The following is a 26,864-nucleotide window of genomic DNA, read 5'->3' as shown; positions in this document are numbered from 1 at the left end:
ATTATTTACCCTCCGCTGCTTTAACAGCCTGCTGAGCAGCGTCAGTCAGACTGGTAGCCGCGATGATGTCCAGGCCAGACTCAGACAGCAGCTGAGAGCCCAGATCAGCATTGTTACCTTCCAGACGTACAACAACCGGTACGTTTACACCCACTTCTTTAACCGCACCGATGATACCTTCAGCAATCAGGTCGCAACGTACGATGCCGCCGAAGATGTTAACCAGTACCGCTTTAACTTTGCTGTCTTCCAGGATGATCTTGAACGCTTCAGTTACACGCTCTTTGGTAGCACCGCCACCAACGTCCAGGAAGTTAGCCGGGAAACCACCGTGCAGGGATACGATATCCATAGTACCCATTGCCAGGCCAGCACCGTTAACCATGCAGCCGATGCTGCCGTCCAGTGCTACGTAGTTCAGGTCCCACTCAGCCGCGCGTGCTTCACGCTCGTCTTCCTGAGATGGATCATGCATTTCCTGCAGGTCTTTGTGACGGTATACCGCATTGCCATCGATCGCTACTTTAGCGTCCAGGCAGTGCAGGTTTCCTTCGTCAGTGATAACCAGCGGGTTGATTTCCAGCAGCGCCAGATCTTTTTCCTGGAACATTTTCGCCAGACCCATGAAGATCTTGGTGAACTGCTTGATCTGGTCGCCCTGCAGACCCAGTTTGAAAGCCAGCTCGCGACCCTGGTATGGCTGAGCGCCAGTCAGAGGATCAACAGTTGCTTTCAGGATTTTTTCCGGGGTTTCTTCTGCAACAGTCTCGATTTCCACGCCACCTTCAGTGGATGCCATGAAAACGATACGGCGGGAAGAACGGTCGACTACCGCACCCAGATACAGCTCGTTGGCGATATCAGTGCAGGTTTCAACCAGAATGCGGGAAACTGGCTGACCATTTTCGTCAGTCTGGTAAGTGACCAGGTTTTTACCCAGCCAGTTAGCTGCGAATTCCTGCGCTTCAGCAGGGCTGTCAACCAGCTTAACGCCGCCCGCTTTACCGCGGCCGCCGGCGTGAACCTGGGCTTTTACAACCCATTTGTCACCGCCAATTGTATTAGCTGCTTCAGCAGCTGCTTCCGGAGTATCTACCGCGATCCCTTTGGATACCGGCAGACCATATTCGGCAAACAACTGTTTACCCTGGTACTCGTGAAGGTTCATGCTCTAATCCGTTGTGTTGTCACTAATGATTATTCTGTAAAACATATGGAGAGAATACGTAATACAGCCCCTAGGGGATTTTCAACGACAAGCTTCTTGCTCAATCGGCCAACCACGGGAGTGGCCAGCCGAAATTTTTAAACAGGTATTGCTTAGCGCTTCTTACGGTTGGCGATATGGATCGCGTGACCGTCTACAGCCAGGGCGGCTTCGTGTACGGCTTCACTCACGGTTGGGTGAGCGAATACAGTCAGCTGCAGGTCTTCAGCGCTGGAGCAGAATTCCATGGCGATAGCAGCCTGAGCGATCAGCTCAGAAGCGATACCACCAACCATGTGTACACCCAGGATGCGGTCAGTCGCTTCGTCCGCAATGATCTTAACGAAACCATCGGTATCGTCAGCGGCCATCGCACGACCGGAAGCAGCGAACGGGAACTTACCTACTTTGATAGCGACGCCATCAGCTTTCAGTTCCTGCTCAGTCTTACCAACCCACGCCAGTTCAGGGTGTGTGTAGATGATGCTTGGGATCACGTCGTAGTTCATCTGAGCCTTATGACCAGCGATGATGTCTGCAACCATGATGCCTTCTTCAGATGCTTTGTGCGCCAGCATTGGGCCGCGAACAGAGTCACCGATCGCGTAAACGCCCGGTGCTGCAGTCTTACACTGCTCATCAACAAAGATAAAGCCACGCTCGTCCAGCTTAACGCCACAGTCTTCAGACAGCAGGCCATTAGTCTGCGGCTTACGGCCAACAGCAACGATCAGCTTGTCTACGACGATCTCTTTATCACCTTCGGAATCAGTGTACTTAACCAGTACTTCTTTACCGTCGATGATCTCGGTACCGGTGCAGCGAGCACCCAGCTTGATATCCAGCTTCTGTTTCTTGAAGATTTTCGCAGCTTCTTTGGCAACGTCTTTATCCGCTGCGCCCAGGAACTCGTCCATCGCTTCAAGAACAGTAACTTCGGTGCCCAGACGCGCCCATACGGAACCCATCTCCAGACCGATTACGCCTGCACCGATAACACCCAGACGCTTAGGCGTCTCGTCGATGTCCAGGGCGCCGGCATTATCCAGGATCAGGCCTTCAGTCAGCGGTGCTGGCGGGATGTTCACAGGAACAGAACCGGAAGCCAGAATCACGTTATCAGCTTCGTAGACAGTAGCAGTACCGTCTGCGGCAGTCACTTCGACTTTCTTATCAGCCAGCAGTTTACCCATGCCCTGCAGTGTGGTTACGCCATTCGCCTTGAACAGACCGCCGATACCGCCAGTCAGGTTCTTAACGATTTTGTCTTTACGCGCAACCATCTTAGGCACGTCCATGCTGACTTCGCCGGTAGCGATGCCATGCACGTCAGCGTGCTGGGTTTTATGGAACTGGTGAGTGGATTCCAGCAGAGCCTTAGAAGGGATACAGCCCACGTTCAGACAGGTACCACCCAGTACAGGAGCACCTTTCTCATCGATCCATTTCTCGACGCATGCGGTTTTCAGGCCCAGTTGTGCGGCGCGGATTGCAGCTACGTAACCGCCAGGGCCGGCACCGATAACAATAACGTCAAACTTTTGAGACATTTCTTAACCTATCCTATCAATTCTCTCGTTTTCGTAAGGGCTGACTCAGACTTCCAGGAGCATACGTGCAGGATCTTCCAGAAGGTCTTTAATTGTCACGAGGAATTGTACAGCCTCCTTGCCATCAATCATACGGTGGTCGTAAGACAGTGCCAGATACATCATTGGCAGAATCTCAACCTGGCCGTTAACTGCCATAGGACGTTCCTGGATCTTGTGCATACCCAGGATAGCGGTCTGTGGTGGATTCAGGATAGGCGTAGACATTAGGGAACCGAACACACCACCGTTAGTGATGGTGAAAGTGCCACCCTGCATATCGTCCATACCCAGCTTGCCGTCACGACCACGCTTACCGAAATCAGCGATGGTGGACTCAACGTCAGCCAGGCTCATGCTGTCAGTATCACGCAGTACCGGTACCATCAGGCCACGGTTTGTGGATACGGCCACACCGATATCCTGGTAGCCGTGATATACCATGTCGTTACCGTCGATAGATGCGTTAACAGCCGGGAATTTTTTCAGTGCTTCAGTTGCCGCTTTCACGAAGAAGGACATGAAACCAAGACGTGTGCCGTTATGGGTCTTCTCGAACAGGTCTTTGTACTGCTTACGCAGTTCCATAACCGGCTTCATGTTGACTTCGTTGTAAGTGGTCAGCATCGCAGCGTTCTGCTGCGCTTCAACCAGGCGCTTAGCGATAGTCGCACGCAGACGCGTCATAGGAACACGCTTCTCTACGCGCTCACCTGCCGCAACGTTAACAGCCGGAGCGGCTGCCGCTGGTGCAGGTGCCGCCGCTGCAGGTGCTGCAGCCGGTTTGTTTTTCAGGTAGCTGAGAACGTCTTCCTTAGTGATACCGCCGTTCTTGCCGGAAGCAGGAATCGCCGCAGCATCCAGGCCGTTCTCTTCGATCAGTTTGCGTGCAGCCGGGCCAACTTTGTCGCCTTCGCCAGCAGCAGCTTCAGCCGTCGCGGCTTCTACAGCAACCGGGGCAGCAGCTGGAGCAGCGCCCGCCTCAAACATTGCGATCACTTCATCGCTCAGGACAGTATCGCCTTCGCCTTTGATCACGTCTTTCAGTACGCCGTCAGCTGGCGCTACAACTTCCAGTACGACTTTATCAGTTTCGATATCAACGATCAGCTCGTCAGCAGCGACAGCCTCGCCAGGCTGTTTATGCCACGTAGAGACCGTACCGTCTGCTACAGATTCAGGGAATGTCGGCGCTTTAATTTCGATGGACATGTTTTTTCCTTTACCGTCTTTGCACGTCAGGCGACTAATTTTGTCGGATCGCCTGATTAACCGTTGATTGCTTCGTTAACCAGTTTTTCCTGCTGTTCAAGGTGTACAGAGATGTAACCCACAGCAGGCGCAGCAGCATGTGGTCGGCCAACGCCTTCCAGGTGCAGTTGCGGATCGTGTTTGTGCAGCACAGAGCGCATATGATGCTGAGAGCAGTACCACGCCCCCTGGTTCATCGGCTCTTCCTGACACCAAACAACAGTTTCCAGGTTGCTGTATTCTGCGATCGCCTCAGCCATAGCCTGTTCAGGGAACGGATAAAGCTGTTCGATACGTACAATAGCAACGTCTTTCTTCTCCAGCTCCGCACGACGGTTGTACAGGTCGTAGTAGACCTTACCGCTACACAAAACTACACGCTTAACATCCTTAGGATCCAGCGCTTCGGACTCAGCGATTACCGGCTTAAAGCCACCGGTGCTCAGCTCGTCCAGGGAGGAGATAGCCTGTTTGTGACGCAGCAGGCTCTTCGGTGACATGATCACCAGAGGCTTACGCAGCGGACGTACAACCTGACGACGCAACAGATGGAAAATCTGCGCCGGGGTTGTCGGTACACAAACCTGGATATTGTGTTCAGCACAAAGCTGCAGGTAACGCTCCAGACGAGCAGAACTGTGCTCTGGCCCCTGGCCTTCAAAGCCATGAGGCAACAGCATGGTCAGGCCACACAGGCGCTGCCACTTCTGCTCACCACTGGTAATAAACTGGTCAATAACAACCTGAGCACCGTTGGCAAAATCACCGAACTGAGCTTCCCAGATTACGAGTGCGTTTGGCATGGTTGTCGCGTAACCGTATTCAAACGCCAGCACTGCTTCCTCAGAGAGGTAAGAGTCATGCAGCGTAAGACGCGGCTGGTCGGACGACAGGTTCTGCAGCGGCATGAAGGTGCTCGCATCTTTCTGGTTATGCAGAACCGCATGACGGTGGGAGAACGTGCCTCGACCAACGTCCTGACCGGTCAGACGTACCGGGTGTCCCTGGGCCAGAATAGAGGCATAGGCAAGAGACTCCGCCATACCCCAGTTCAGCTCCATGGCACCCGCAGCCATACGCTTACGGTCTTCAATAATTTTCTGAACCTGACGCTGTACTGCAAAACCTTCAGGTACTTCACAGATCTTGGCGCCCAGTTCCTGCAGCAGCTTCAGATCGACACCGGTCTCACAATCGAAAGACCAGCTGTGCCCCAGATAAGGCTTCCAGTCAACAAACAGCTCTTCGTTCGGCTGCTGCACCAGGGCATTCGCAACGTGCTCGCCGTTCTCCAACGCCTGACGGTAGTCTTTCTCCATCTGTTTAGCGTCGTCTGCGGACAGCACACCGTCTTCGATCAGACGCTGAGCGTAAAGCTCACGCGTGGTTTTCTGCTTCTTGATCTGGGCATACATCAGCGGCTGGGTACCGGAAGGCTCATCCGCTTCGTTATGACCACGGCGGCGGTAACACACCAGATCGATCACAACGTCTTTCTTAAATTCGTTACGGTAGTCCAGAGCAACCTGAGTCACGAAGCGAACGGCTTCAGGATCATCGCCGTTAACGTGAAAGATCGGCGCAGAAACCATCTTGGCAACATCCGTTGCATATTCGGTTGAGCGCGAGTCTTCCTGTTTGGAGGTTGTGAAACCAACCTGGTTGTTCACAACGATATGGACAGTACCACCGGTTTTGTAGGCACGTGTCTGAGACATCTGGAATGTCTCCATAACAACGCCCTGACCGGCAAACGCCTGGTCGCCGTGGATATTGACCGGTACTACGGTCGTGCCAACCGGATCACTGCGACGGTCCTGACGGGCACGTACAGAACCCTCAACTACCGGTGCGGAGATCTCCAGGTGAGACGGGTTAAACGCCATCGCGATGTGGACTTCGCCACCCGAGGTCATCACGTTTGATGAGAAACCCTGGTGGTACTTAACGTCACCGGAGGTTTCCACCATCTTCTTACCTTCGAACTCACCGAAGAGTTCAGCCGGGTTCTTACCGAAGATGTTTACCAGAGTGTTCAGACGGCCTCGGTGGGCCATACCGATCACCAGCTCTTTGGCACCGTCGCGACCGGAGCGCTGGATCAGTTCGTCCAGCAGAGGGATCATGGCTTCGCCCCCCTCCAGGCCGAAACGCTTGGCACCGGCGTAACGGGAACCCAGGTATTTTTCCAGGCCTTCTGCAGCGGTCAGACGCTCCAGGATATGCTTACGCTCTGCAGCTTCCAGCTGGGGATGGCTGCGCACTGGCTCAAGGCGGGACTGAATCCAGCGCTTTTCCTGAGTATCTACGATATGCATATACTCAGCACCGACAGTGGTGCAGTAAGTCTTTTTAAGATCTGCCAGAATATCTTTCAGTGGTGCTTCTTCCGGTCCGAAGAACAGTGAGCCCAGCTGGAAAGTTGTGTCGTAATCGGCCGCAGACAGTTCGTGGAAGCGAGGATCGAGATCCTGCACTGGCTCACGTTCCTGCAGATTCAGCGGGTCCAGTGAAGCGTTCTGATGTCCACGCACTCGATAGGCGTTGATCATCCGCAACACACGAACCTGCTTCTTCTCGTGCTCGGAACTCACGGAGCTCACAGCGACGGGGTTAGCACGCTTCTGATTCTTAGCGAGGTAAAGGAAATGTTCCTGAATCGTTGAATGAGGAACATCCTGAGAGAAATTTTCACCAACCTTGGGGAGTCGGTCAAACTCGTCACGCCACTCTTGTGGAACGGCGTTCGGATCCATCAGATAGGTCTCGTACAGCTGCTCGACGTAGGAGAGGTTGCCACCGTATAGATGGGCATTCTTCCACATCAACTCCATGATGCCTTCTTGCATTCTTTATCACCCTGGCTCAGGGGGCTTATTGCTCCTGGCACCTGAATTTCAGGCCGAAGCGACCCCTCTTCGAAATTACCGGTTTTATCACCTGAGACACACCACCCATGCAGCATGTCTTCACGGGTGTGTAATCTTAAAGCCTTGTCGCAAAGCTTTAAATCATTCTTTTTGTTAAATTGGCGAATATCGCCATTTTTTTCTTTACCTTCGATAAGCTTTACAAATCGCAGGCAAAAAAAAGGCGGTGCCGAAGCACCGCCCTCTGTATCAGGTTGCCTGTTGCAGCAACATGTTACGGATCTTACCGATCGCCTTGGTCGGGTTAAGACCTTTAGGACAAACGCTGACACAGTTCATGATGCCGTGGCAACGGAATACGCTGAACGGATCATCAAGGTCAGCCAGTCGCTCACGGGTCGCTGTATCACGGCTATCCGCCAGGAAGCGGTAAGCCTGCAGCAGACCGGAAGGACCGATGAACTTGTCCGGGTTCCACCAGAAAGACGGGCAGGATGTCGAGCAGCACGCACACAGGATACACTCGTACAGACCATCCAGCTCAGCACGCTCTTCAGGAGACTGCAGACGCTCGATAGCCGGCGCAGGGGTATCGTTGATCAGGAACGGCTTCACCTTCTCATACGCACGGTAGAACTGGGTCATATCAACGACCAGGTCGCGGATAACCGGCAGACCTGGCAGCGGACGCAGCACCAGCTTGTCATCTTCGACAACAGCAGACAGCGGCGTGATACAGGCCAGACCGTTAGTGCCGTTCATGTTCAGGCCGTCAGAGCCACAAACGCCCTCACGACAGGAACGGCGGTACGCCAGGCTTGTATCCTTCTCCTTCAGAAGCTGAAGCAGGTCCAGCACCATGATGTCCTTACCACCCGGGATATCAATATGGATATCCTGCATGTAAGGAGCGTCATCAGTCTCAGGGTTATAGCGGTATACACTTACCAACATGACAGCTGCTCCTTAGTAGGTACGAACTTTTGGTGGGAAGGCATCAACTGTCTTAGGCGCGAAGTTAACAGCGCGCTTGCCGATAGTTTTGTCAGCCGGATAGAAGACGGAGTGGCACAGCCAGTTCTCATCATCACGTTCGGTATAGTCGTTACGGGCATGAGCACCGCGGGACTCGGTACGCGTGATAGCTGCGATGGCCGTTGCCTCAGCAACTTCCATCAGGTTCTCAAGCTCCAGAGCTTCGATACGCGCAGTGTTGAACGCCTGGCTCTTATCTTCCAGATGCACATTCTCAACACGCTGACGAATCTCTTTCAGCAGCTCCAGACCTTTCTCCATGCTTTCGCCGTCACGGAATACACCGAAGTACAGCTGCATGCAGCTCTGCAGATCCTTACGTACGTCCGCTACGCTCTCACCGCCGGTGGAGTTGTTCAGGCGATCCAGACGCGCCATGGCACGATCGATATCTTCCTGAGTAGCATCCAGAGAATCATAGCCTTCACGCATCTGCTTCTCGATCTGCATACCTGCTGCGCGGCCAAAGACCACCAGGTCAAGCAGGGAGTTACCACCCAGGCGGTTTGCACCGTGTACAGATACACAGGCAACTTCACCACAGGCGAACAGACCGTCAATGATGTGATCATTACCGTCAGCATCCGGCGCAATCGCCTGACCGCCGATATTGGTCACAACACCGCCCATCATGTAGTGACAGGTCGGCACTACAGGGATTGGCTCTTTAACCGGATCGGTCGCAGCAAATGTCTTCGCCAGCTCACAGATACCTGGCAGACGAGACTGCAGAACTTCCTCACCCAGATGGTCCAGCTTCAGGAATACGTGATCGCCGTTTTCACCAGCGCCGCGGCCATCCAGAATCTCCAGGATCATAGAACGGGCAACAACGTCACGACCGGCAAGGTCTTTGGCGTTAGGCGCGTAACGCTCCATAAAGCGCTCACCGTCCTTGTTGATCAGGTAGCCACCCTCACCACGACAGCCTTCTGTTACCAGAACGCCGGCACCGGCAATACCGGTTGGGTGGAACTGCCACATCTCCATGTCCTGAGCAGGTACGCCTGCACGCAGGGACATGCCTACACCGTCACCGGTGTTGATCAGGGCATTGGTAGTGGACGCGTAGATACGGCCCGCACCACCTGTTGCCAAAACAGTGGCCTTGGCTTTGATGTAAACGGTTTCACCGGTTTCGATGCAGATTGCGATACAACCCACAACGGCGCCTTCGGCGTTTTTCACCAGATCAACAGCGTACCATTCGTTCAGGAAGGTAGTACCTGCCTTCATGTTGCCCTGATACAGGGCGTGCAGCAGGGCGTGACCGGTACGGTCAGCTGCAGCACAGGTACGGGCAGCCTGACCGCCTTCACCAAAGTTCTTGGACTGACCACCGAACGGACGCTGGTAGATACGACCAGTTTCTGTACGGGAGAACGGCAGACCCATGTGATCCAGTTCAAATACAGCCTGTGGGCCTACGGAACACATGTATTCGATAGCGTCCTGGTCACCGATGTAATCGGAACCCTTAACGGTATCGTACATGTGCCAGCGCCAGTCATCATTCGGATCAGCACTTGCGATCGCACAAGTGATGCCGCCCTGAGCAGACACGGTATGAGAACGGGTTGGGAATACTTTAGTTACGCAGGCAGTGTTGAGGCCGGACTGGGCCAGCTGCAGCGCGGCACGCATACCGGCACCGCCACCACCTACTACGATTGCGTCAAAAGTAAGAGTACGCAGTTTAGACATCTTTTAGACACCCCACAGAATCTGAATGCTCCATACGACGTAGATAAACGTCAGGAGACCACAGGCAGACTGGAACAGGAAACGAGCCCCTGTTGGTTTAATGTAGTCAGTTGATACGGACCACATACCAATCCAGACGTGTGCTGCAAAGGACAGCACGGCCAGCAGGGTAAAGATGCGCATGGCAGTTCCTTCAAACAGGCCCTTCCACATGTCGTAGGAAAGGTCTGCGCCGAACGCCAGATAACCAATCATAAAGATTGTGTAGCAGAGAAGGACGCCAGCGGTTACACGCTGAATCATCCAGTCGTAAAGGCCACTACGGCCAAAGCTGGTGATGCTTGTTACCATACCCATACCCCCGCCAGAAGGACAGCTACGCCACCTGCAATCAGAGTCGCTTTAGCAGCCATACGACCGCTTTCGAGCTCTTCAAGGTGACCGAAATCCATAATCAGATGTTTAACACCGGCAAGCAGGTGATACAGCAGAGCTGACACCATACCCCAGGCGATCAAACGGGCAAAGAAGCCCTCGGAAAGCATCTCTTGTGCTTCAGCGAAGCCTTCCGGAGACTCCAATGACAATCCCAGCGCGTACATCATCAGGATTGCGCCGAAGAACAACGCAACACCTGTTACACGGTGCAGGATTGAAGATATAGCCGGCAGTGGCTGTTTAATGGTTCGCAGATCTAAATTTACAGGTCTTTTTTTATTCACGGCTCTTGTTCACACTTTGCTGCCCTGTTGCAGAGCACGGTTGCTAGGAAGTGCTAGAAGATAAGTACCTCGATCAAAGCTCACGTCCCGTAAGACGGCTCTCTGGGCGTTTTTTGGGCACATAAACTTCGGGGCGAGAGTATAAGCATTTAGAATTCACAATACAATCAACCCAATAGCAATCTACACCCTTTGTCTAGCACCGCAAAAATCCTGATAAAAATTCGTACAACTAAAATATTATTTTCGCTTTGGGGGTTTACTAGTTAAATCCTTGGCACTTTATGCTGCATTGCGGTAACTATACTAGTTGGTCGGATTGACAATTCCGCTTCAGTCTCTATATTGGGTGGGTCCTATTAATCGGGCCAAGACTCGTATAAGTCGCGACGTATCTCAGCCGGGTGCAACTGCTGAGATGCAGTAGAAGAAAGTCGCACAAATAAACAAGAATGATAGGAGCCACTTACATGGCTGACAAAAAAGCACGTTTGATGGTCGACGGTCTGGATGAAGCAATCGAACTCCCCGTCTATTCCGGCACAGAAGGTCCTGACGTAATCGACGTTCGCCCACTGACCGGCCAGGGTCTGTTCACGTACGATCCGGGTTTCGTCTCTACAGCTGCTTGTGAATCTAAAATCACTTACATCGACGGAGCCAACGGCGTTCTGCTGCACGGCGGCTACCCGATCGAGCAGCTGGCAGAACAGTCAGATTACCTGGAAGTATGCTACCTGCTGCTGAATGGCGATCTGCCGACCGCTGAAGAAAAAGAGAAATTCGTTAACACCGTTTCTCGCCACACTATGGTTCACGAACAGATGAGCCACTTCTTCAACGGCTTCCGCCGCGACGCACATCCAATGGCAATCATGGTTGCCTGCGTTGGCGCACTGTCTGCGTTCTACCACGATTCCCTGGACATCAACGACGCCTACCATCGAGAAGTATGTGCTTACCGCCTGATCGCCAAGATGCCTACCCTGGCGGCGATGTGTTACAAGTACTCCATCGGCCAGCCGTTCATGTATCCACGCAATGAACTGGCTTACGCTGATAACTTCCTGCACATGATGTTTGGCACTCCATGCGAGGAGTACCGTCCAAATCCGGTACTGGCCAAAGCAATGGATCGCATCTTCCTGCTGCATGCCGATCATGAGCAGAACGCCTCTACTTCCACTGTACGACTGGCTGGCTCCTCAGGCGCCAACCCGTTCGCCTGTATCGCCTCGGGTATCGCGGCGCTGTGGGGACCGGCTCACGGCGGTGCTAACGAAGCCGTACTGACCATGCTGGAAGAGATCGGCCACGAAGATAACATCCCGGAATTCATCGAGAAGGCAAAAGACCCTAACGATCCATTCCGCCTGATGGGCTTCGGTCACCGCGTATACCGCAACTTCGACCCTCGCGCTAAAGTGATGAAGAAGACCTGCGACGAGGTTCTGACCGAGCTGGGTGTAGCGGACGAGCCACTGCTGAAGATCGCCAAGCGCCTGGAACAGATTGCCCTGGAAGACGAATACTTCGTGAAGCGCAAGCTGTACCCGAACGTCGACTTCTACTCCGGTATCATCCTGAAAGCGATCGGCATCCCGACCAACATGTTCACCGTGATCTTCGCCCTGTCCCGTACAATCGGCTGGATCTCACACTGGAGCGAATTCCACTCCAGCCCGAACAAGATCGGTCGCCCGCGTCAGCTTTACACTGGCCCGAGCAAGCGCGATATCAAGTAATCGCCCTGAAAACAAAAAGGCTGCCACGGGCAGCCTTTTTTGTTTAAGCACTTTTCAAACTCACACCATGAAATTGAAATAACCCAACCAGAACATTCCCGGAATAATCAGTTTACGTACACTGCAGCATTATATTAACGGGCACGTAAGCAAAGACCAATTCGCTTTATCAGTTCACAAAGGCAGGTGCAGTTTAATTGCCACTGACACCGACAGCCCGCCTGACCCAAGCCCCAGACCAAGCACCCCAGCATTGCTTTTCCAATCCCCATATCCTGCCGCAATAACTCTCCCGACAAGACACAAAAAAGCCGGACCCTTTCAGCATCCGGCTTTTGCATATCCTGTACATCCGTAGCTCGTCAGCTTACTCAGTTGTCACAAGTAGACTCGATCTTGTGGATACTGAGGTCAGCACCGTTGAATTCCTGCTCCTCATCCAGCCGCAATCCGGTAACCGCCTTAATGCCGCCGTAAACAATCACACCGCCAACCAGCGCCACGAATATACCGGCTGCGGTCCCGATAAGCTGGGATACAAGGCTGACACCCCCCAGACCACCCAGCGCCTCAGAACCGAAGATACCAGCCGCAATACCGCCCCAGGCGCCGCAGACACCATGCAACGGCCAGACCCCCAGCACATCATCAATCTTCCATTTGTTCTGCTGCAGCGTGAAGAGATACACAAAGATCGCACCGGCAACCACACCCACCAGCAACGCACCAATCGGGTGCATAACATCAGATCCGGCACAGACCGCCACCAGCCCTGCCAGGGGGCCGTTATGAATAAAGCCCGGGTCATTACGCCCGATGATCAGGGCTGAAATAATGCCGCCCACCATGGCCATCAGGGTATTGACGGCGACCAGCCCCGAAATTCCATCCATTGTCTGGGCGGACATCACATTGAAGCCGAACCAGCCGATTGACAGAATCCAGGCACCCAGCGCCAGGAACGGAATATTGGAAGGTGGAAAAGCGACCAGCTTACCGCCCTTATAGCGCCCGTTACGGATACCCAGCATGACAACGGCCACAAGCGCGATCCAGCCACCGACACCGTGAACCACCACCGATCCGGCAAAGTCATGGAAGCCGGCACCGAAGCTCGCCTCCAGCCATGCCTGGAAACCATAATTGCCATTCCAGATCATGCCTTCGAAGAAAGGATATACGAACGCCACAGTCAGGGAGGATGCCGCCAGAATCGGCCAGAAGCGCGCCCGCTCAGCGATACCGCCGGACACAATGGCCGGAATCGCAGCAGCAAAGGTCATCAGGAAAAAGAACTTAACCAGCTCGTAGCCATTTGCCTGAGCCAAGGTTTCGGCATCTTCAAAAAAGGTAACGCCATAGGCAATCCAGTAACCCACAAAGAAATAGGCAACGGCGGAAAACCCGAAGTCGGTAATAATTTTAACCAGCGCATTTACCTGGTTTTTGCGACGCACGGTCCCCACTTCTAGAAACGCAAAACCGGCATGCATGGCAAATACCATTATTGCGCCCATCAGAATAAAGAGCGTATTTGAGCTTTGAATCAGCGTCTCGACTGCGCTGTTAACATTATCCACAAGCATCTCCTGCTTCAACTTGGCCATCCGCACCAAAATATAGCCACCCCTCCGTGAGAGGCACTATTTTAGTGCGCTGTTCTAGTTATATTGCAGAGATTGCATGCACCTGAATCGATCATAAAACAGACCCGGTCGATCTAAATAAACGCCTCAGCCCTGTAGTTGCGCGGACCAAGGCGTCTGTTTAGCACCGATTTAGCGCATCCGGCACCATCGCAGCACACAATCTCTTCTTATCAGTGCACGGGATAATGCAGAGAGTGTGCCAAAACAGGTCAGCCCTTATGACGAATCTCGAAGCAGCTGTGGATTCGCTGATTACGTTTGAAGTCCGGGTCCAGACTCTTATGACTGATGTCGTTGCAGTCGTACTCGCCCAGCGCCTCATAGTCGAGCTTGAAGCGTCGATAGTTATTCGAGAAAACCAGCGTCCCGCCCGGCCTCAGCAGGGCCATGGCAGAGCGCACAAGCTCGACGTGGTCACGCTGCACATCCAGCACCCCCTGCATACGTTTGGAGTTGGAGAATGTCGGCGGATCCATAAAGATAAGGTCGTAGGCAGGCTTGAACTGGCTGTGCAGCCATTTAATACAGTCTGCCTTTACCAGCGCATGGTGCTTACCCTTAAAGCCGTTCAGCTCAAGGTTACGCTCGGCCCAGTTCAGATAGGTCGCAGACATATCGACACTGGTTGTGGTTTTAGCGCCACCCACGGCCATATGCACCGAGGCTGAGGCGGTATAGCAGAACAGGTTCAGTACGTCCTTGCCATCCGCCATGCCCTGGAGGTGCTTACGGACGGGACGGTGATCCAGGAACAGGCCGGTATCAAGGTAATCATGCAGGTTAACCAGCAAGCGACAGCCATGCTCGTTTACCTCGAAGAAGCGCGCTGTTTCAGACTGCTTCTCGTACTGCGCCTTACCCTGCTGACGCTGACGCTGCTTTAGCACGACCTGTTCCGGCGCTATCCCCAGCACATCGGGAATCGCACTCATCACATCGTTCAGGCGCGTGAAGGCCCGCACCGGATCAACACTTTTCGGCGCAGCATATTCCTGCACATGAACCTGATCGCCGTAAAGATCGACCGCTACCGCATACTCCGGTATATCCGCATCATAGAGGCGATATGCCTGTATGCCATCGCGCTTAACCCACTTAGCCATCCCTTTAATGTTTTTACGCAACCGGTTAGCAAACATCTGTGCGCCCTCGGAAAGCGGCCGCGCCTGCTGCTCAGAGGCTTCTGAAGCCTCTCTCTTCGCTATCGGATACAGGTAGAGACGACTCTCAATACTGCCGTTATAGAGCTTGTACTGCTTCTCAGCCCGCAGCCCCATCACTTTGCACAGGTCAGGATTACCGGTGAAGATACTCGCCAGCCAGCCACCAAACTGCTGCTTCAGCAGATCACCTAGGTGACGATAGAGGAATTTGAGCTGGTTGTTTTCTCCCAGACGCTCGCCGTAGGGCGGGTTGGATATCAGGAAACCAGCCTCATGGGCAGGCAGTGATTCAGCCTTAAGGTCTTCAAGACGCCCCTTCTCAAACTGGATATATGCATCAAGACCGGCACGCTTGGCGTTGTCGCGGGCGCTGATCAATACCCGCCCGTCCATATCGCGCCCCACAAAGCGATGCTGCAACGTGGCCAGTCCCGCTTCACGACGCTGCTCTGCCTCATCGAGTAAGGCCTGCCATTCCGGTTTGCGGTGCAGCAGCCAGCGATCGAAGCCAAACTGACGACGAAGCAGGCCCGGAGCGATGTCCGCCACCATCATGGCCGCCTCGATCAGCAGGGTTCCGGAACCACACATCGGGTCCAGCATCAGGGGATGCTGAGTGGCAATTCCAGGCCAGCCGCTACGCATCAGCACTGCAGATGCCAGATTCTCCTTCATCGGCGCCATGCCTGCCTGCAGGCGATAGCCCCGGCGATGCAGGCTGTCTCCGGACAGGTCCAGCGCGATCACTGCACGGTCGCGGGAGAGGTGTACATTCACCCGCAAGTCAGGCTGCTTGCGGTCGACTGATGGACGGTTACCGGTCAGGGTGCGGATCTGGTCAACGATCGCGTCCTTAACTTTCTGAGCGCCAAACTGGGTATTGTTAATAACCTCTGAACGGCCGGTAAAATCGATTGTCAGGCTGCCACTGGCACGCAGGTGGTCCAGCCAGTTAACCTGCTGAACACCGTCATACAGATGTTGCGCCGATGCGACATCACACTCCGCCAGAGGATACAGCACCCGGTTCGCCAGGCGGGACCAGAGGCATACGCGGTAAGCATCAACCAATTCGCCCTCGAACCAGACACCGGCAACGGTCTGGCGTACATCACTGATTCCCAGCGATGCCAGCTCCTCCGCTAACAGCGCTTCAATACCCTTGGGACAGGTTAAAAAGAATTTCTTGGTTGACACTTAGTTACCCCAGCTTTACAGCCTGAAAGTTAAATTGGTTCAAAATTAATCGATTTTTGCTGAAAACTATTCAGCCAAACAACTGTTTATCGGGATTTGCCCTAACCTGATGAAAGCACTCGACTTTTTGCAACTGCACTCTAAGTCGATTTATGACAACCATATAACAGGATAGTGAAATTAAATCGCCAAACCGTCTGCTTTTCTATAGAAATAGAGATCTGTGAAGCCCAAATCGAAGGATCGGTTCACAGCCTGCGACGAATACCCTGTCTCAGGTATTCGCTCTTAATAAACGATAGAACCAAGCGAGGCTTTATCCATATGAAGAGACAGAAGCGAGATCGTAGTAGCACCCTGTTCAATCGAGGCTTTAGGGCGGGCCTGGACGGCAAGTCCAGAGACACATGCCCTGTTAGTACAACTGATTTGCGCAGCCACTGGATGAGCGGCTGGCGCGAGGGTCGAGAGGCCCACTGGGATGGCATGGACGGTGTATCCGCCATCCAGTTAAATCCGGCGCTTCACTAAACTAGCAACCACAGATTCGAGGAGGGGCTTTGTAAGGAGCCCCTACTTAGTTCAGCTTCAATCAGCCGATTAACGCTGTAATGCTGCGATCGCCTTCACCGCATCACTGACCAGCTCTGGTCCACGATAGATAAAACCGCTGTAGATTTGCACCAGGCTGGCACCGGCTTCAATCTTTTCGGCCGCATCAAGCCCATCGGTGATACCCCCCACACCAATAATCGGCAGTGCGCCATCCAGCGCTTCTGACAGCGCCTTAATCGTGCGTGTCGACTTATTCCTTACCGGTGCACCGGACAAGCCTCCCGCCTCACTGGCGTGCGGCAGACCTTCAACACCTTCGCGCGACAGCGTGGTGTTGGTTGCGATGACACCATCCAACTCATAGGCTTTGAGCGATGCCGCCACCATACCGACCTCTTCTTCCGTCATATCCGGTGCGATTTTTACCGCGACCGGGACGTAGCGATTGTGGACACCCGCCAGCTTGATCTGTTCGGTCTTCAGTGCATCCAGCAGGCTGTTAAGGGAGTCACCAAACTGCAGCGTGCGCAGGCCCGGAGTATTAGGAGAAGAGACGTTTACCGTGATATAGGATGCGCGACCGTAAACCTTGCGCATGCAGTAGAGGTAGTCATCATTGGCATTTTCGTTGGGCGTATCTTTATTCTTACCGATATTGATACCCAGGATGCCTTTGTAGCGACTACGATCAAGGTTCTTCAGCAGCTGATCCACCCCATCGTTGTTGAACCCCATGCGGTTGATAATGGCATTTTGCTGCGGCAGTCGGAAGATACGCGGCTTGGGGTTACCCGCCTGAGGGCGCGGCGTTACTGTGCCGACTTCGACAAAGCCGAATCCCATAGCAGCAAGGCCATCCACGGCGATGCCGTTTTTATCCAGGCCTGCGGCAAGACCGACCGGATTCGGAAACCTTAACCCCATCACTTCTACCGGATGTTCTTGTACCTCCGCCCCCAGAAGATGATGCATACCCAGCTCGGCGCTCAGGTTCATCGTCTTCAGAGCCAGGTCATGAGAAGTCTCCGGATCACACCGGAACATCAGGGAACGTGCGACAGGGTAAAGCATGGTCACTCTCTGCTGACAAAAAATTTGGCCCGAATTATAGGCGACTAGGCGCTTATTTAATAGTGATGAGCCTGTTGCCGAAGCGAACAGGCCTGACCCGACAATGAAATTCAGCGCAGGCGCTCGATGCGGTCAAACTTTCCCTGTGCATCAAAGAACAGCCGGAAACGGCCCCTGATACCGTCATGTAACAGAAACTGGCGCATCACCCTGGCTGGAAAACGCAGCGTCCGGCCATCGAGGGCGCGGGTCACTATATCTTTGGCGGTGCCCTGATAAAGTTTCAGAAATTCATCAGAGCTGAGGTAAAGGTCGAAGGTAATATCCTGCATGGTCATTTAAACAGATCATTCTTTGAAACCTGCAGCCCTGAATCGGCGTCCGGACTGCCTACGGAACCGGTGAAAAATCTGAAAGCCCCGCCGGGCGGGCGCTAAGGCTACTAGCCGTTTGCCACGCCAGGCGACAATTTCACTTAACAGCTTTAATCCGGCCAGGCTCTCAGTTACAGAGCGCACCCAGGACGTATTCACCGGTTCACACCACTGTACGATGGCAATAATACCAGCCAGCGCACAGTGGTCCAGCTTAACAAACCGGTTCGGCAACATCCCCTTTAATACAATGACTGTTACGCGCAAGGTCCGCCAGCTCTCTCACTGCGACGGCAAACATCGCATACTCTTTCTGCTCCCCTCCTTTCAGCTCATCCAGCATTGCGCCCCAGCGCGAAATAAGCTCCGAATGCTGTTGCTGCCAGTCCGCAACACTCTCATTAACATCCTCCCCGGGCTGCCAGCTACTGAGGATGTTGTGTAGCAGGTGTCGTTGCTGCAGTTCCAGATCATCCCTGAACGTCTCCCGTGCCATTCCCTGCCAATAGTTATCCACCGTCAGATGATCCAGCTGTACCGAGAACCAGTGCAGCTGCAGACGTTCATCAAGCTCAAAGAATGCCCGGGCAACATCTTCCACCGGCACGCCGGTTTCGGCCGCCACCTCGATAATGCTGAGGCAACTGTTCAGAATACGGCTGGCAGCCACCTGTGCAGCCAGTGACTCGGGAATCCCCTGCCCGATATAACCGTCATAGGCTCTCTGCCAGACTTTAAGTGGCTCACCACAGAGCAGTGCAGACATATTAGCCACCAGCTTTTCCAGCTGCTGGCTGCAGCGCTGCACTTCAGCCGCGCAATCAATCTCACCACGGCGGTTGCGTACAAACCAGCGGGTAGCCCGCCGGGCCAAGTGCTGCAGTTCCAGCATCATCTTCATCTGGGTTTGCGCCGCCACCTGATGATCGAGCCACTCGATCTCTTGCCAGATCTGTTGCAGGCCAATTACATCGCGGGCCAGAATATAACTTCGTGTCACCTGGGCCACATCGGCACCGGTCGACTTAATCAGCCGGTCAACGAAGTTGATGCCCATAAAGTTAACGATATGGTTTGCGATCTCGGTAGAAACGATCTCCCGGCGCAGGCGATGCTGCGCCAGCGGCGCGCTGAAATCCTGCAACAGGTTGCCCGGGAAAGCCCGGCGCAGCTCGCCGCTGAGATAAGCATCATCGGGCACTGGTGTTTCCAACAGCGCCTGTTTCATCTCCGCCTTGCTGTATGAGATCAACACACTCAGTTCAGGCCGGGTCAGGCCAAAGCCTGCAATATGCCGTTCGGCCAGCTGTTCATCGTCAGGGATAAATTCCAGTTCACGGTCCAGCTTGCCGTCATGCTCCAGCCCGCTGATAAAGCGTCGGTATTCCGACATATTATTCAGCGCCTGCATCTCGGCCAGAGAGATCGCCTGTACCTGACGATAGTTGTTACGCAACACCAGGCGACTGACATCCTCCGTCATATCTTCCAGTAACCGATTGCGCTGCTTAGAGGTCATATCACCGGCATCGACGATCTGGTCCAGCAGGATTTTGATATTGACCTCATGGTCAGAGCAGTCCACACCACCGGCATTGTCGATAAAATCGGTGTTCATGCGGCCACCATTCAAGGCATATTCAACCCGCGCCTTCTGGCTCAGGCCGAGGTTGCCGCCCTCTCCGACCACCTTGGCCCGCAGCTCCCGACCATTAATACGCAGTGCATCATTGGCCTTATCACCGATATCCATATCCGTTTCGTCACTGGCCTTAACATAGGTGCCGATGCCGCCATTCCAGAGCAGATCCACCGGTGCCCGAAGCAGAGCCCGGATCAGCTCCGTCGGCGTCATCCGTTCCTGAGTCACACCAATCAGCTGGCGCAGCTCCTTACTCAGGGTGACAGACTTGGCATTGCGCGAGAATATGCCGCCACCTTCCGAGATCAGCGAACTGTCATAGTCAGTCCAGCTGGAGCGTGGCAGGTCGAACAGGCGCTTGCGCTCTTCCCAGCTACGGGCAGGGTCCGGCGTGGGATCGATAAAGATATGCTGATGGTTAAACGCGGCCACCAGACAGATATGCCGGGACAACAACATACCATTACCGAACACATCCCCACTCATGTCCCCGATCGCCACGACGCTAAAGTTATCCTCTGCGGTATTGACGCCCATCTCCCGGAAATGGCGTTCAACCGACACCCAGCCACCCCGGGCTGTAATCCCCATTTTCTTATGGTCATAACCCTGACTTCCGCCGGAAGCAAAGGCATCACCGAGCCAGAAGTCATAACTGGCAGCTATTTCATTGGCAATATCCGAGAAAGTCGCCGTACCTTTGTCGGCGGCGACCACCAGATAGGTGTCATCTTCATCATGACGCAGCACTTCTGGCGGCGCGACAACCACACCGTCTTTCAGATTATCGGTAATATCCAGCAGACCACTGATAAAGGTGCGATAGCAACGCACGCCCTCTGCCAGCCATTCATCCCGGCTCATCCCCTCGTGCAGTTTCTTGGCAACGAAGCCGCCTTTAGCCCCGACAGGCACGATTACCGCGTTTTTTACCTGTTGCGCCTTCACCAGCCCCAGGACCTCAGTACGGTAATCCTCCTGCCGGTCAGACCAGCGCAATCCGCCACGGGCGACTTTGCCGCCACGCAGGTGAACCCCTTCCATATCCGGCGAGTAGACGAAAATCTCAAACATCGGCCGCGGCAGCGGAATATCCGGGATCTCCCGAGGGGACAGCTTAAAGCTCATATGAGCCTTTGACTGGCCATCCTGGGTCTGAAAATAGTTAGTTCGCAACGTCGCCTCAATCAGGTTGAGGTACTGCCGGATCACCTTATCCTCATTCAGGCTGGCAACCTCATCCAATCCATCCAGCAACTGCTGTTTTATCGTGACGTGCTGGCGCACGCTGCTCTTAGTGGGATCAAACCGGGTATTAAACAGTTTCACCAACAGTGCCGTCAGCTGCACCTGATGGTTCAGGGTTGCGCTGACTGCTTCACTACTGATCGGGAATCGAATCTGCTTCATGTAAGCGGCGTAGGCTCTCAACATCGCCACCTCACGCCAGCCTATGCGGGCAGACAGCACCAACCGGTTGAAGTCGTCATTCGCGGCCCGGCCGCGCCATATACTGAGGAACGCCTCCTGAAACAGGTCTTTCAGTTCGTTCAGCGATATCGACTCCTGCCCGGTATAGATCAGGTTGAAGTCGTGAATCCAGACACAGTGATCATCCGCATCAATCCGGTAGGGATGCTCATCGATCACCCTCAGCCCCAGATTTTCCAGCACCGGCAGCAGGTCGGAGAGCGGTAATGGCTGGTTCAGGTTAAACAGCTTGAAGTTCAGCGTATCGGCCTGCTTTTCCAGCGCCCGGTAAAAACTCAGCTGCATCGGCTGCTGCGCAGACAACTTGCGGATGTGCTGCATATCGACCACCGCCGTGCGCGGATTGAAGTCAGAACAGTAGCCTGCAGGAACCCCCTTGTTGTAGCGGTTATAGATCAGGATTCCCTGCTCCTCGCCTAACGACTCCACCAGGGCATCGTAAAAATGATCTGCCCAGCTGCGACCGGCATCCCGTAACTGCTGTTCCAGTCGTTCGACGTCGGCCTGATCCGTCACATCACCCGCACTGCTGCGCAGGATAAACTGTGTCCGGGCAAGGATCGATTCGGAAAAGTAAGTGGTAAACTCCACCAGATCGCAGTCAAGCGCCTCACAGAGGATCGCCTGGACCTTCTGACGAAAATGCGTGCTGTAAACATCGCGTGGGGCATAGACGAGGCAGGAGAAGTACTGTCCAAAACTATCCCGGCGCAGAAACAGGCGGATCTGACGGCGTTCGTGGATATGCAGAATGCCCCGGGAGATCTGTGCCAGCTCCTCTACGCTGCCCTGAAAAAGGTCATCACGGGGATAGATCTCCAGAATCTGCAGCAACTCCTTCCAGTCATGTCCCTGCCGGTGCAGGCCGGAAAGCGCCATCACTGCGTCAACTTTACGCCGGACCACGGGAATAAAGCGCGAACTCTGAATATAGACGCTGGAAGTATAGAGACCGAGAAAATGCACCTCGCCGCAAAGCTTACCCTCACTATCAAATTGTTTGATACGAATCAGATCAGGGTATGCCGGACGATGAACCCGGGACTTGCGCGAAGACTTTGAAAACACCAGCAGTTCAGGCGTTGCCGCAAATGCCTCTGCATCCATCATATGCGCCCGCTCTGACGCAACCTGATCGGCACAACCCGATAGTTTCATCAGCCCGAGCTGGCTGCCTTCCACCGGCACCAGCGCGCTGGTCTCACCCTGCGTCGCGACACGAAAGGCCTCGTAGCCCAGAAAAGTGAAGTTAAGCTCCAGCCACTGCAGAAAGTCACGCACTTCAGTGACTTCCGGTGATGGCAGCCCCGGTATATCATTTTCAAACTCAGCCTGTAGCAATTCGCACTGCGCCACCATCTGATAAAAATCATCCACCGCCAGGCGGACATCTTCCAGAATCGCCAGGAATATCTGTTCCAGTTCAACCAGCTGGGACTGATCGGTATGACGATCGATCTCGATAAAGACCAGCGATTCTTTAACGACGTCTTCACCCACATACTCTGGTTCCAGCAGGCTCTCCAGCTGGTTATCACTGTTTCTGCACAGGTTCAGTACCGAATTATGGATGGCATGAATGGTCAGATTACGGCGGTTTATCTCCATTCGCAGTGAGTCGACGATAAACGGCATATCCTCCAGCAACACCTCGATAACCGTATGGGTGGACTGCCAGCCGTGCTGCTCATAATCCGGATTAAAGACACGCACCCGCGGGTTGCCGGGATCCCTGCGTTGCAGGAACTGCCAGCAGGCCAGCGTCGAGCCATAGAGATCATCCAGTCGCCATTGCGCCAGATCCTCTGCCGCGGCCGAACGGTAGTAGATGGAAGCAAAGCGTTTGAGCACGGCTGCACGCTCTTCCGGCAAACGCTCGCCGATCATCTCATCCAGCTGAGCCAGCAAGGCTTCCTTACTCTCACTGCGGTACTGGTACATAGCGTCAATCCCTTAGGTTTTTATAATTGGATCAAAGCAGTATAGAAGAGAATTAATACAGGACCGGGGCAATCCGCTACACTCGCACAGCTCAGGGCAGTGATTGATATAACCGGGCGCTTTAAACATAATAACCCCCGTTAATGTCCGGCTTAGCGGACCTGCAACCAATCAAACACCGGACGCAGAAAGGCGTATTGAACTGCCTGCAGTCAGTCCGGCCAGTCGATAAAGGGCTGACGATAAAAATTATGCGCCATCTGCTCCTGCTGCTTTGCTGTCTCAGCCTATCAGCCCAGGCTACCATTACAGCCCAACTCGACCGCCTGACCGTGACCGAGGGCGAATCCCTGCTGATGACCATTGAGGCCGATCAGCGCAGTCGCCAGCGCCCGGACCTGCGCCTGCTGCAGCAGGACTTCCGGATTCTCGGCTCTAAGCAGATGAGCATCTCCAGTCATAGTAAAGGGGAAAGCCGCTTCAGCACCCGCTGGCGCATTATGCTGCGTCCATTGCGTGCCGGCAGTCTGCAGCTGCCCGCGCTGCCGGTGGGCAACGAGTACACCCCCTCCTTTATGGTGACGGTACTGGCCAATAACCTGACCGTACCGGGCCTGCAGAAACAGTCACAGTTTATTGAAACCGAGCTGGATACCAATGAGCTGTATATCAACAGCCAGGCCCTGCTGAAGGTCAGACTGCTCTACCAGGGACCGGAATCTGCCAGCGACAAGCTCAGTGATCCTCTCTCTGAGGAAGCCCTGATCCGCACCCTGAGTGATGAGAAGCGTTATGACACTCAGGTCAAAGGCCAGACCTACCATGTTATTGAACGCCACTACGGTATTTTTCCGAAGTACAGCGGCAATCTGGTGATCGAACCGGTTCGTTTCAGCAGCGGCGCTCCGGGCACCGAAACCGTGACAAGTGAAGCGATCGAACTGGCCGTGCTGCCACAGGCATTCCAGAAACGCCCCGGCTATTGGGTTCCATCCAGCCGCGTAGAGCTGAGCGATAACCTGGAGAGCGTCACCGCTGCCAGAGAGGGCGAAGCGATCAAGCGCCATGTCACGCTGACCGCCTGGGGTATTCCCGCCGCCGAACTGCCGGCACTTTCCCAGTTAAAGAATGAACTGGCAGAGATTCGCCTGGATAACGTCAGGCTGGATGAAAAGGTCACACCGGAAGGGATCATCAGCACCCGTACCGAAGAGCTGACCCTGATCCCGCTGGAACGGGGCGAGATTACCCTCGCCGCCATCGAGATTCCCTGGTGGAATGTCACCCAGGATAAAGGCAGCACCGCCACCCTGGGCCCCAGGCGCCTGCAGGTCGAATCGACATCAACCGTCGCCAGTACCGCAGAGGTCACCGTCAAACCGATACTGCAGCCACAACTCAGCACAGAAACGGCGGCCGAGCCGCTGCCTGACAGTAATCTGCTGATTTGGCTGCTGACCGCCATCGCAGTGGCGGCCACACTGGGGTGGTGGTACAGCTTTGCCCGGCTGCGCAGCCAGAAAGACGACCAGTACGAAGTGATTGAGGAAGAGATCGATATCGCCGACCTGCCCCAGGTTTATGACGAACAACATCGTGCCGAGCAGCGCGCCTTCCAGCTGCTCTGTGAGGCCTGCGACAATAACGAGCCGGAGATCGCCAAGCTGAGGTTGATCGAATGGGCTCAGAAGCTGTGGCCCGATGCCTCTATCTTCAATTGTGAGACACTCTGCACGACTGCAGCCAATCAGACCCTGGACTTCCTGATACTGGACCTGGAACACCATATCTACCACAACGAGACCGAGCAGTGGCGCGGCGACCTGCTGATTGACGCGGCTTCCAGGCTGCGCGATCGCCAGCTTCGCAGCGAGGAGATGGCAGAAGAGGCCTGACCTGTCACGCCCGTAGCGATAAAGCTTGCGGGCGGCTGAGGCATTGGTTCAGACCACCTTGTGGTTTATCGACCAACAATCTCTTCCAGCGCCGCCGGCAATTCGGGATAGACAAACTCAAAGCCCGCTTCCAGCAACCGCTGCGGATAAACTCTCTGCCCCTCAAGCAGCAGCTCCGCCCCCTCACCCAGCATCAGCCCGACCACCCAGCCGGGCAAAGGCAGCACCGCGGGCCGTTTAAGCACCCTCGCCAACTCCTGGCTGAAGTCGCGGTTGCGTACCGCATGGGGAGAAGTCAGGTTGAATGCTCCCTGCAGGGTGTCATGTTCAAGCAGGAACTCTATCGCCCTGACCTCATCCGCCAGATGCACCCAGGACATCCACTGCTGGCCATGCCCAACCGGGCCTCCCAGGCCGAGCCTGAATGGCGGTAACATTTTTTTCAGCGCACCGCCCCCGTGCCCCATCACTACACCGGTGCGGATTTGGCAAACCCGCACGCCCAGCATTTCAGCCCGGGATGCGCGTGCCTCCCAGTCAGCACAGAGGCTATGGGTAAAGCCCGAGACCACGCTGCCCTGCTCCGATAGCTCTTCATCCCCGCGGTGACTGCCGTAATAGCCGATTGCAGAGCCACTAACCAGTACCGCCGGCTTACTCTTCTGTTCGCCAATCCAGCGCACCAGCGCTTCTGTGAACTCAACCCGGCTCAGGCGAATACGCTGCTTGCGTTTTTCACTCCAGCGGCCATCGGCAATCGGCTCACCGGCCAGATTCACCACTGCGGCAAATTCAAAGCCGTTCAGCTGATCCAGCGATGACACCGCCCGAACACTGTCACCAAAAGCTTGCTTAACCTTGGTGGGACTGCGACTCAGGCAGGTCACCTCATCGCCTTTTGCAAGGCGGGTTCGCACCAGGGCCTGCCCGATAAAACCGGTACCACCTGTAACCAGAACTTTCATAATCTATTCACCACTCCTTTTCAGGATTACTACCACCATCCTGCCTGTTCCCTGAATCGCCCGGACCGGGCTATCTTAAGCCTGCAAGATACAACTGTTGTCATACGCAATAAGCTGTTCGCTGGCTCACTCCTATTTGATACGCTTAAAGATTAGGAAAATATACGAGAGAATTCACATGTTTACCGGAATTGTACAAGGCAAGGCCAGCGTTATCGCACAGGAGCGATCCGATCAGTTTATGCGACTGACCCTGGAGCTGCCCGCACATAGGGCTGATAATCTGCAGCTGGGTGCCAGCATTGCGGTTAATGGCACCTGCCTGACGGTTACCGCTTTCGACGGGAATCAGGTCAGCTTTGATCTGATTATGGAAACCCTGAAAGTGACCAACCTCGGCCAGCTCAGTCCCGGCGATGAAGTTAACTTCGAACGCGCTGCGCGTTTCGGCGACGAGATCGGTGGCCACCTGCTGTCCGGCCATGTTCATACCCAGGTATCGATCAGCCGTATCGAACGCCCGGAAAATAACTGTGTGCTCTGGTTCGACGTCGCCGAAGAGTGGATGAAATATGTGTTCCCGAAAGGCTTTGTGGCCCTGAACGGCTGCAGCCTGACCGTGGGAGAGACGACGGATCAGGGTTTCAATGTCTATTTAATTCCCGAGACCCTGTCACTGACCGTATTTGGCGAAGCCGCTGAGGGCCAGATGGTCAACCTGGAGATCGACGCCCACACCCAGGCGGTGGTCGACAGTGTCGATCGTTACATGGCAACCAAAGCCAGGGCGTAAGCTGG

At 54.4% G+C, this 26,864-nt stretch carries 18 protein-coding genes; 4 read left to right on the top strand and 14 right to left on the bottom strand.

All coding sequences use genetic code 11. The features are described from left to right. Position 1 precedes the first annotated feature (1 nt). The 8 genes from sucC to sdhC all read right to left on the bottom strand — a co-directional run bounded on the left by sucC (position 2) and on the right by sdhC (position 10,378). Entirely contained in the window at positions 2-1,168 is a 1,167-nt protein-coding gene (sucC, locus tag Q354_RS0108450) for an ADP-forming succinate--CoA ligase subunit beta (protein WP_027857222.1), read from the bottom strand. A gap of 152 nt (positions 1,169-1,320) precedes the next feature. Further along, positions 1,321-2,757 carry a dihydrolipoyl dehydrogenase gene (gene lpdA / locus Q354_RS0108445; RefSeq protein WP_027857221.1) on the bottom strand — a complete coding sequence of 479 codons (1,437 nt, stop codon included), beginning with the start codon at positions 2,755-2,757 and terminating at the stop codon, positions 1,321-1,323. A 45-nt stretch (positions 2,758-2,802) separates the two neighbouring features. Then, complete coding sequence (gene odhB, locus Q354_RS0108440; protein ID WP_027857220.1) at positions 2,803-4,008, bottom strand: 2-oxoglutarate dehydrogenase complex dihydrolipoyllysine-residue succinyltransferase; 1,206 nt, start codon at positions 4,006-4,008, stop codon at positions 2,803-2,805. 56 nt (positions 4,009-4,064) lie between these two features. Further along, positions 4,065-6,896 carry a 2-oxoglutarate dehydrogenase E1 component gene (locus Q354_RS0108435; RefSeq protein ID WP_027857219.1) on the bottom strand — a complete coding sequence of 944 codons (2,832 nt, stop codon included), beginning with the start codon at positions 6,894-6,896 and terminating at the stop codon, positions 4,065-4,067. Positions 6,897-7,166: 270 nt separating this feature from the next. Further along, a complete protein-coding gene (locus Q354_RS0108430; protein WP_027857218.1) occupies positions 7,167-7,871 on the bottom strand; it encodes a succinate dehydrogenase iron-sulfur subunit in 705 nt (234 codons plus the stop codon). Positions 7,872-7,883: 12 nt separating this feature from the next. Further along, a complete protein-coding gene (gene sdhA / locus Q354_RS0108425; RefSeq protein ID WP_027857217.1) occupies positions 7,884-9,656 on the bottom strand; it encodes a succinate dehydrogenase flavoprotein subunit in 1,773 nt (590 codons plus the stop codon). Between the two features lie 3 nt (positions 9,657-9,659). Beyond that, a complete protein-coding gene (sdhD, locus tag Q354_RS0108420; RefSeq protein WP_027857216.1) occupies positions 9,660-10,007 on the bottom strand; it encodes a succinate dehydrogenase, hydrophobic membrane anchor protein in 348 nt (115 codons plus the stop codon). Continuing rightward, entirely contained in the window at positions 10,001-10,378 is a 378-nt protein-coding gene (gene sdhC, locus Q354_RS0108415; RefSeq protein WP_027857215.1) for a succinate dehydrogenase, cytochrome b556 subunit, read from the bottom strand. Before sdhC ends, sdhD begins: the two co-directional genes overlap by 7 nt. Positions 10,379-10,848: 470 nt before the next feature. Between sdhC and gltA the strand changes: the two genes are divergently transcribed. Next, complete coding sequence (gltA, locus tag Q354_RS0108410; RefSeq protein WP_027857214.1) at positions 10,849-12,123, top strand: citrate synthase; 1,275 nt, start codon at positions 10,849-10,851, stop codon at positions 12,121-12,123. Positions 12,124-12,494: 371 nt separating this feature from the next. Here gltA and Q354_RS0108405 read toward each other — a convergent pair whose 3' ends face one another. Both Q354_RS0108405 and rlmKL read right to left on the bottom strand, forming a co-directional pair. Beyond that, positions 12,495-13,703 (bottom strand): ammonium transporter, encoded by a 1,209-nt coding sequence (locus tag Q354_RS0108405; RefSeq protein WP_027857213.1) that lies wholly within the window; start codon positions 13,701-13,703, stop codon positions 12,495-12,497. A 278-nt stretch (positions 13,704-13,981) separates the two neighbouring features. Continuing rightward, the gene (gene rlmKL, locus Q354_RS0108400) at positions 13,982-16,132 is read right to left on the bottom strand and encodes a bifunctional 23S rRNA (guanine(2069)-N(7))-methyltransferase RlmK/23S rRNA (guanine(2445)-N(2))-methyltransferase RlmL (protein ID WP_027857212.1); all 2,151 of its coding nucleotides are present in this window, start codon (positions 16,130-16,132) and stop codon (positions 13,982-13,984) included. Between the two features lie 324 nt (positions 16,133-16,456). Here rlmKL and rmf point away from each other — a divergent pair, with 324 nt between their 5' ends. After that, complete coding sequence (gene rmf, locus Q354_RS27855) at positions 16,457-16,663, top strand: ribosome modulation factor (protein ID WP_084332527.1); 207 nt, start codon at positions 16,457-16,459, stop codon at positions 16,661-16,663. A 69-nt stretch (positions 16,664-16,732) separates the two neighbouring features. Here the strand turns inward: rmf and Q354_RS0108395 are convergent, their stop codons facing one another. The 3 genes from Q354_RS0108395 to Q354_RS0108380 all read right to left on the bottom strand — a co-directional run bounded on the left by Q354_RS0108395 (position 16,733) and on the right by Q354_RS0108380 (position 23,206). Further along, positions 16,733-17,758 (bottom strand): quinone-dependent dihydroorotate dehydrogenase, encoded by a 1,026-nt coding sequence (locus Q354_RS0108395; protein ID WP_027857211.1) that lies wholly within the window; start codon positions 17,756-17,758, stop codon positions 16,733-16,735. Between the two features lie 110 nt (positions 17,759-17,868). Beyond that, positions 17,869-18,096 (bottom strand): DUF2835 domain-containing protein, encoded by a 228-nt coding sequence (locus Q354_RS0108390; protein ID WP_245601016.1) that lies wholly within the window; start codon positions 18,094-18,096, stop codon positions 17,869-17,871. 250 nt (positions 18,097-18,346) lie between these two features. Beyond that, positions 18,347-23,206, bottom strand: coding sequence for an NAD-glutamate dehydrogenase (locus Q354_RS0108380; RefSeq protein WP_027857208.1), 4,860 nt, complete (start codon positions 23,204-23,206; stop codon positions 18,347-18,349). 251 nt (positions 23,207-23,457) lie between these two features. Here Q354_RS0108380 and Q354_RS0108375 point away from each other — a divergent pair, with 251 nt between their 5' ends. Then, positions 23,458-25,101, top strand: coding sequence for a BatD family protein (locus tag Q354_RS0108375; protein ID WP_169828871.1), 1,644 nt, complete (start codon positions 23,458-23,460; stop codon positions 25,099-25,101). A 65-nt stretch (positions 25,102-25,166) separates the two neighbouring features. Here the strand turns inward: Q354_RS0108375 and Q354_RS0108370 are convergent, their stop codons facing one another. Further along, entirely contained in the window at positions 25,167-26,066 is a 900-nt protein-coding gene (locus Q354_RS0108370) for a TIGR01777 family oxidoreductase (protein WP_027857206.1), read from the bottom strand. A 178-nt stretch (positions 26,067-26,244) separates the two neighbouring features. Here Q354_RS0108370 and Q354_RS0108365 point away from each other — a divergent pair, with 178 nt between their 5' ends. Then, positions 26,245-26,859, top strand: coding sequence for a riboflavin synthase (locus tag Q354_RS0108365; RefSeq protein WP_027857205.1), 615 nt, complete (start codon positions 26,245-26,247; stop codon positions 26,857-26,859). Positions 26,860-26,864 lie beyond the last annotated feature (5 nt).

Origin of the sequence: Marinobacterium jannaschii DSM 6295 (assembly GCF_000620085.1) — a bacterium.
Classification (GTDB): domain Bacteria; phylum Pseudomonadota; class Gammaproteobacteria; order Pseudomonadales; family Balneatricaceae; genus Pontibacterium; species Pontibacterium jannaschii.
Note: the sequence above shows the minus strand (reverse complement) of the source record. Positions and strands in the feature narration are given on the sequence as shown.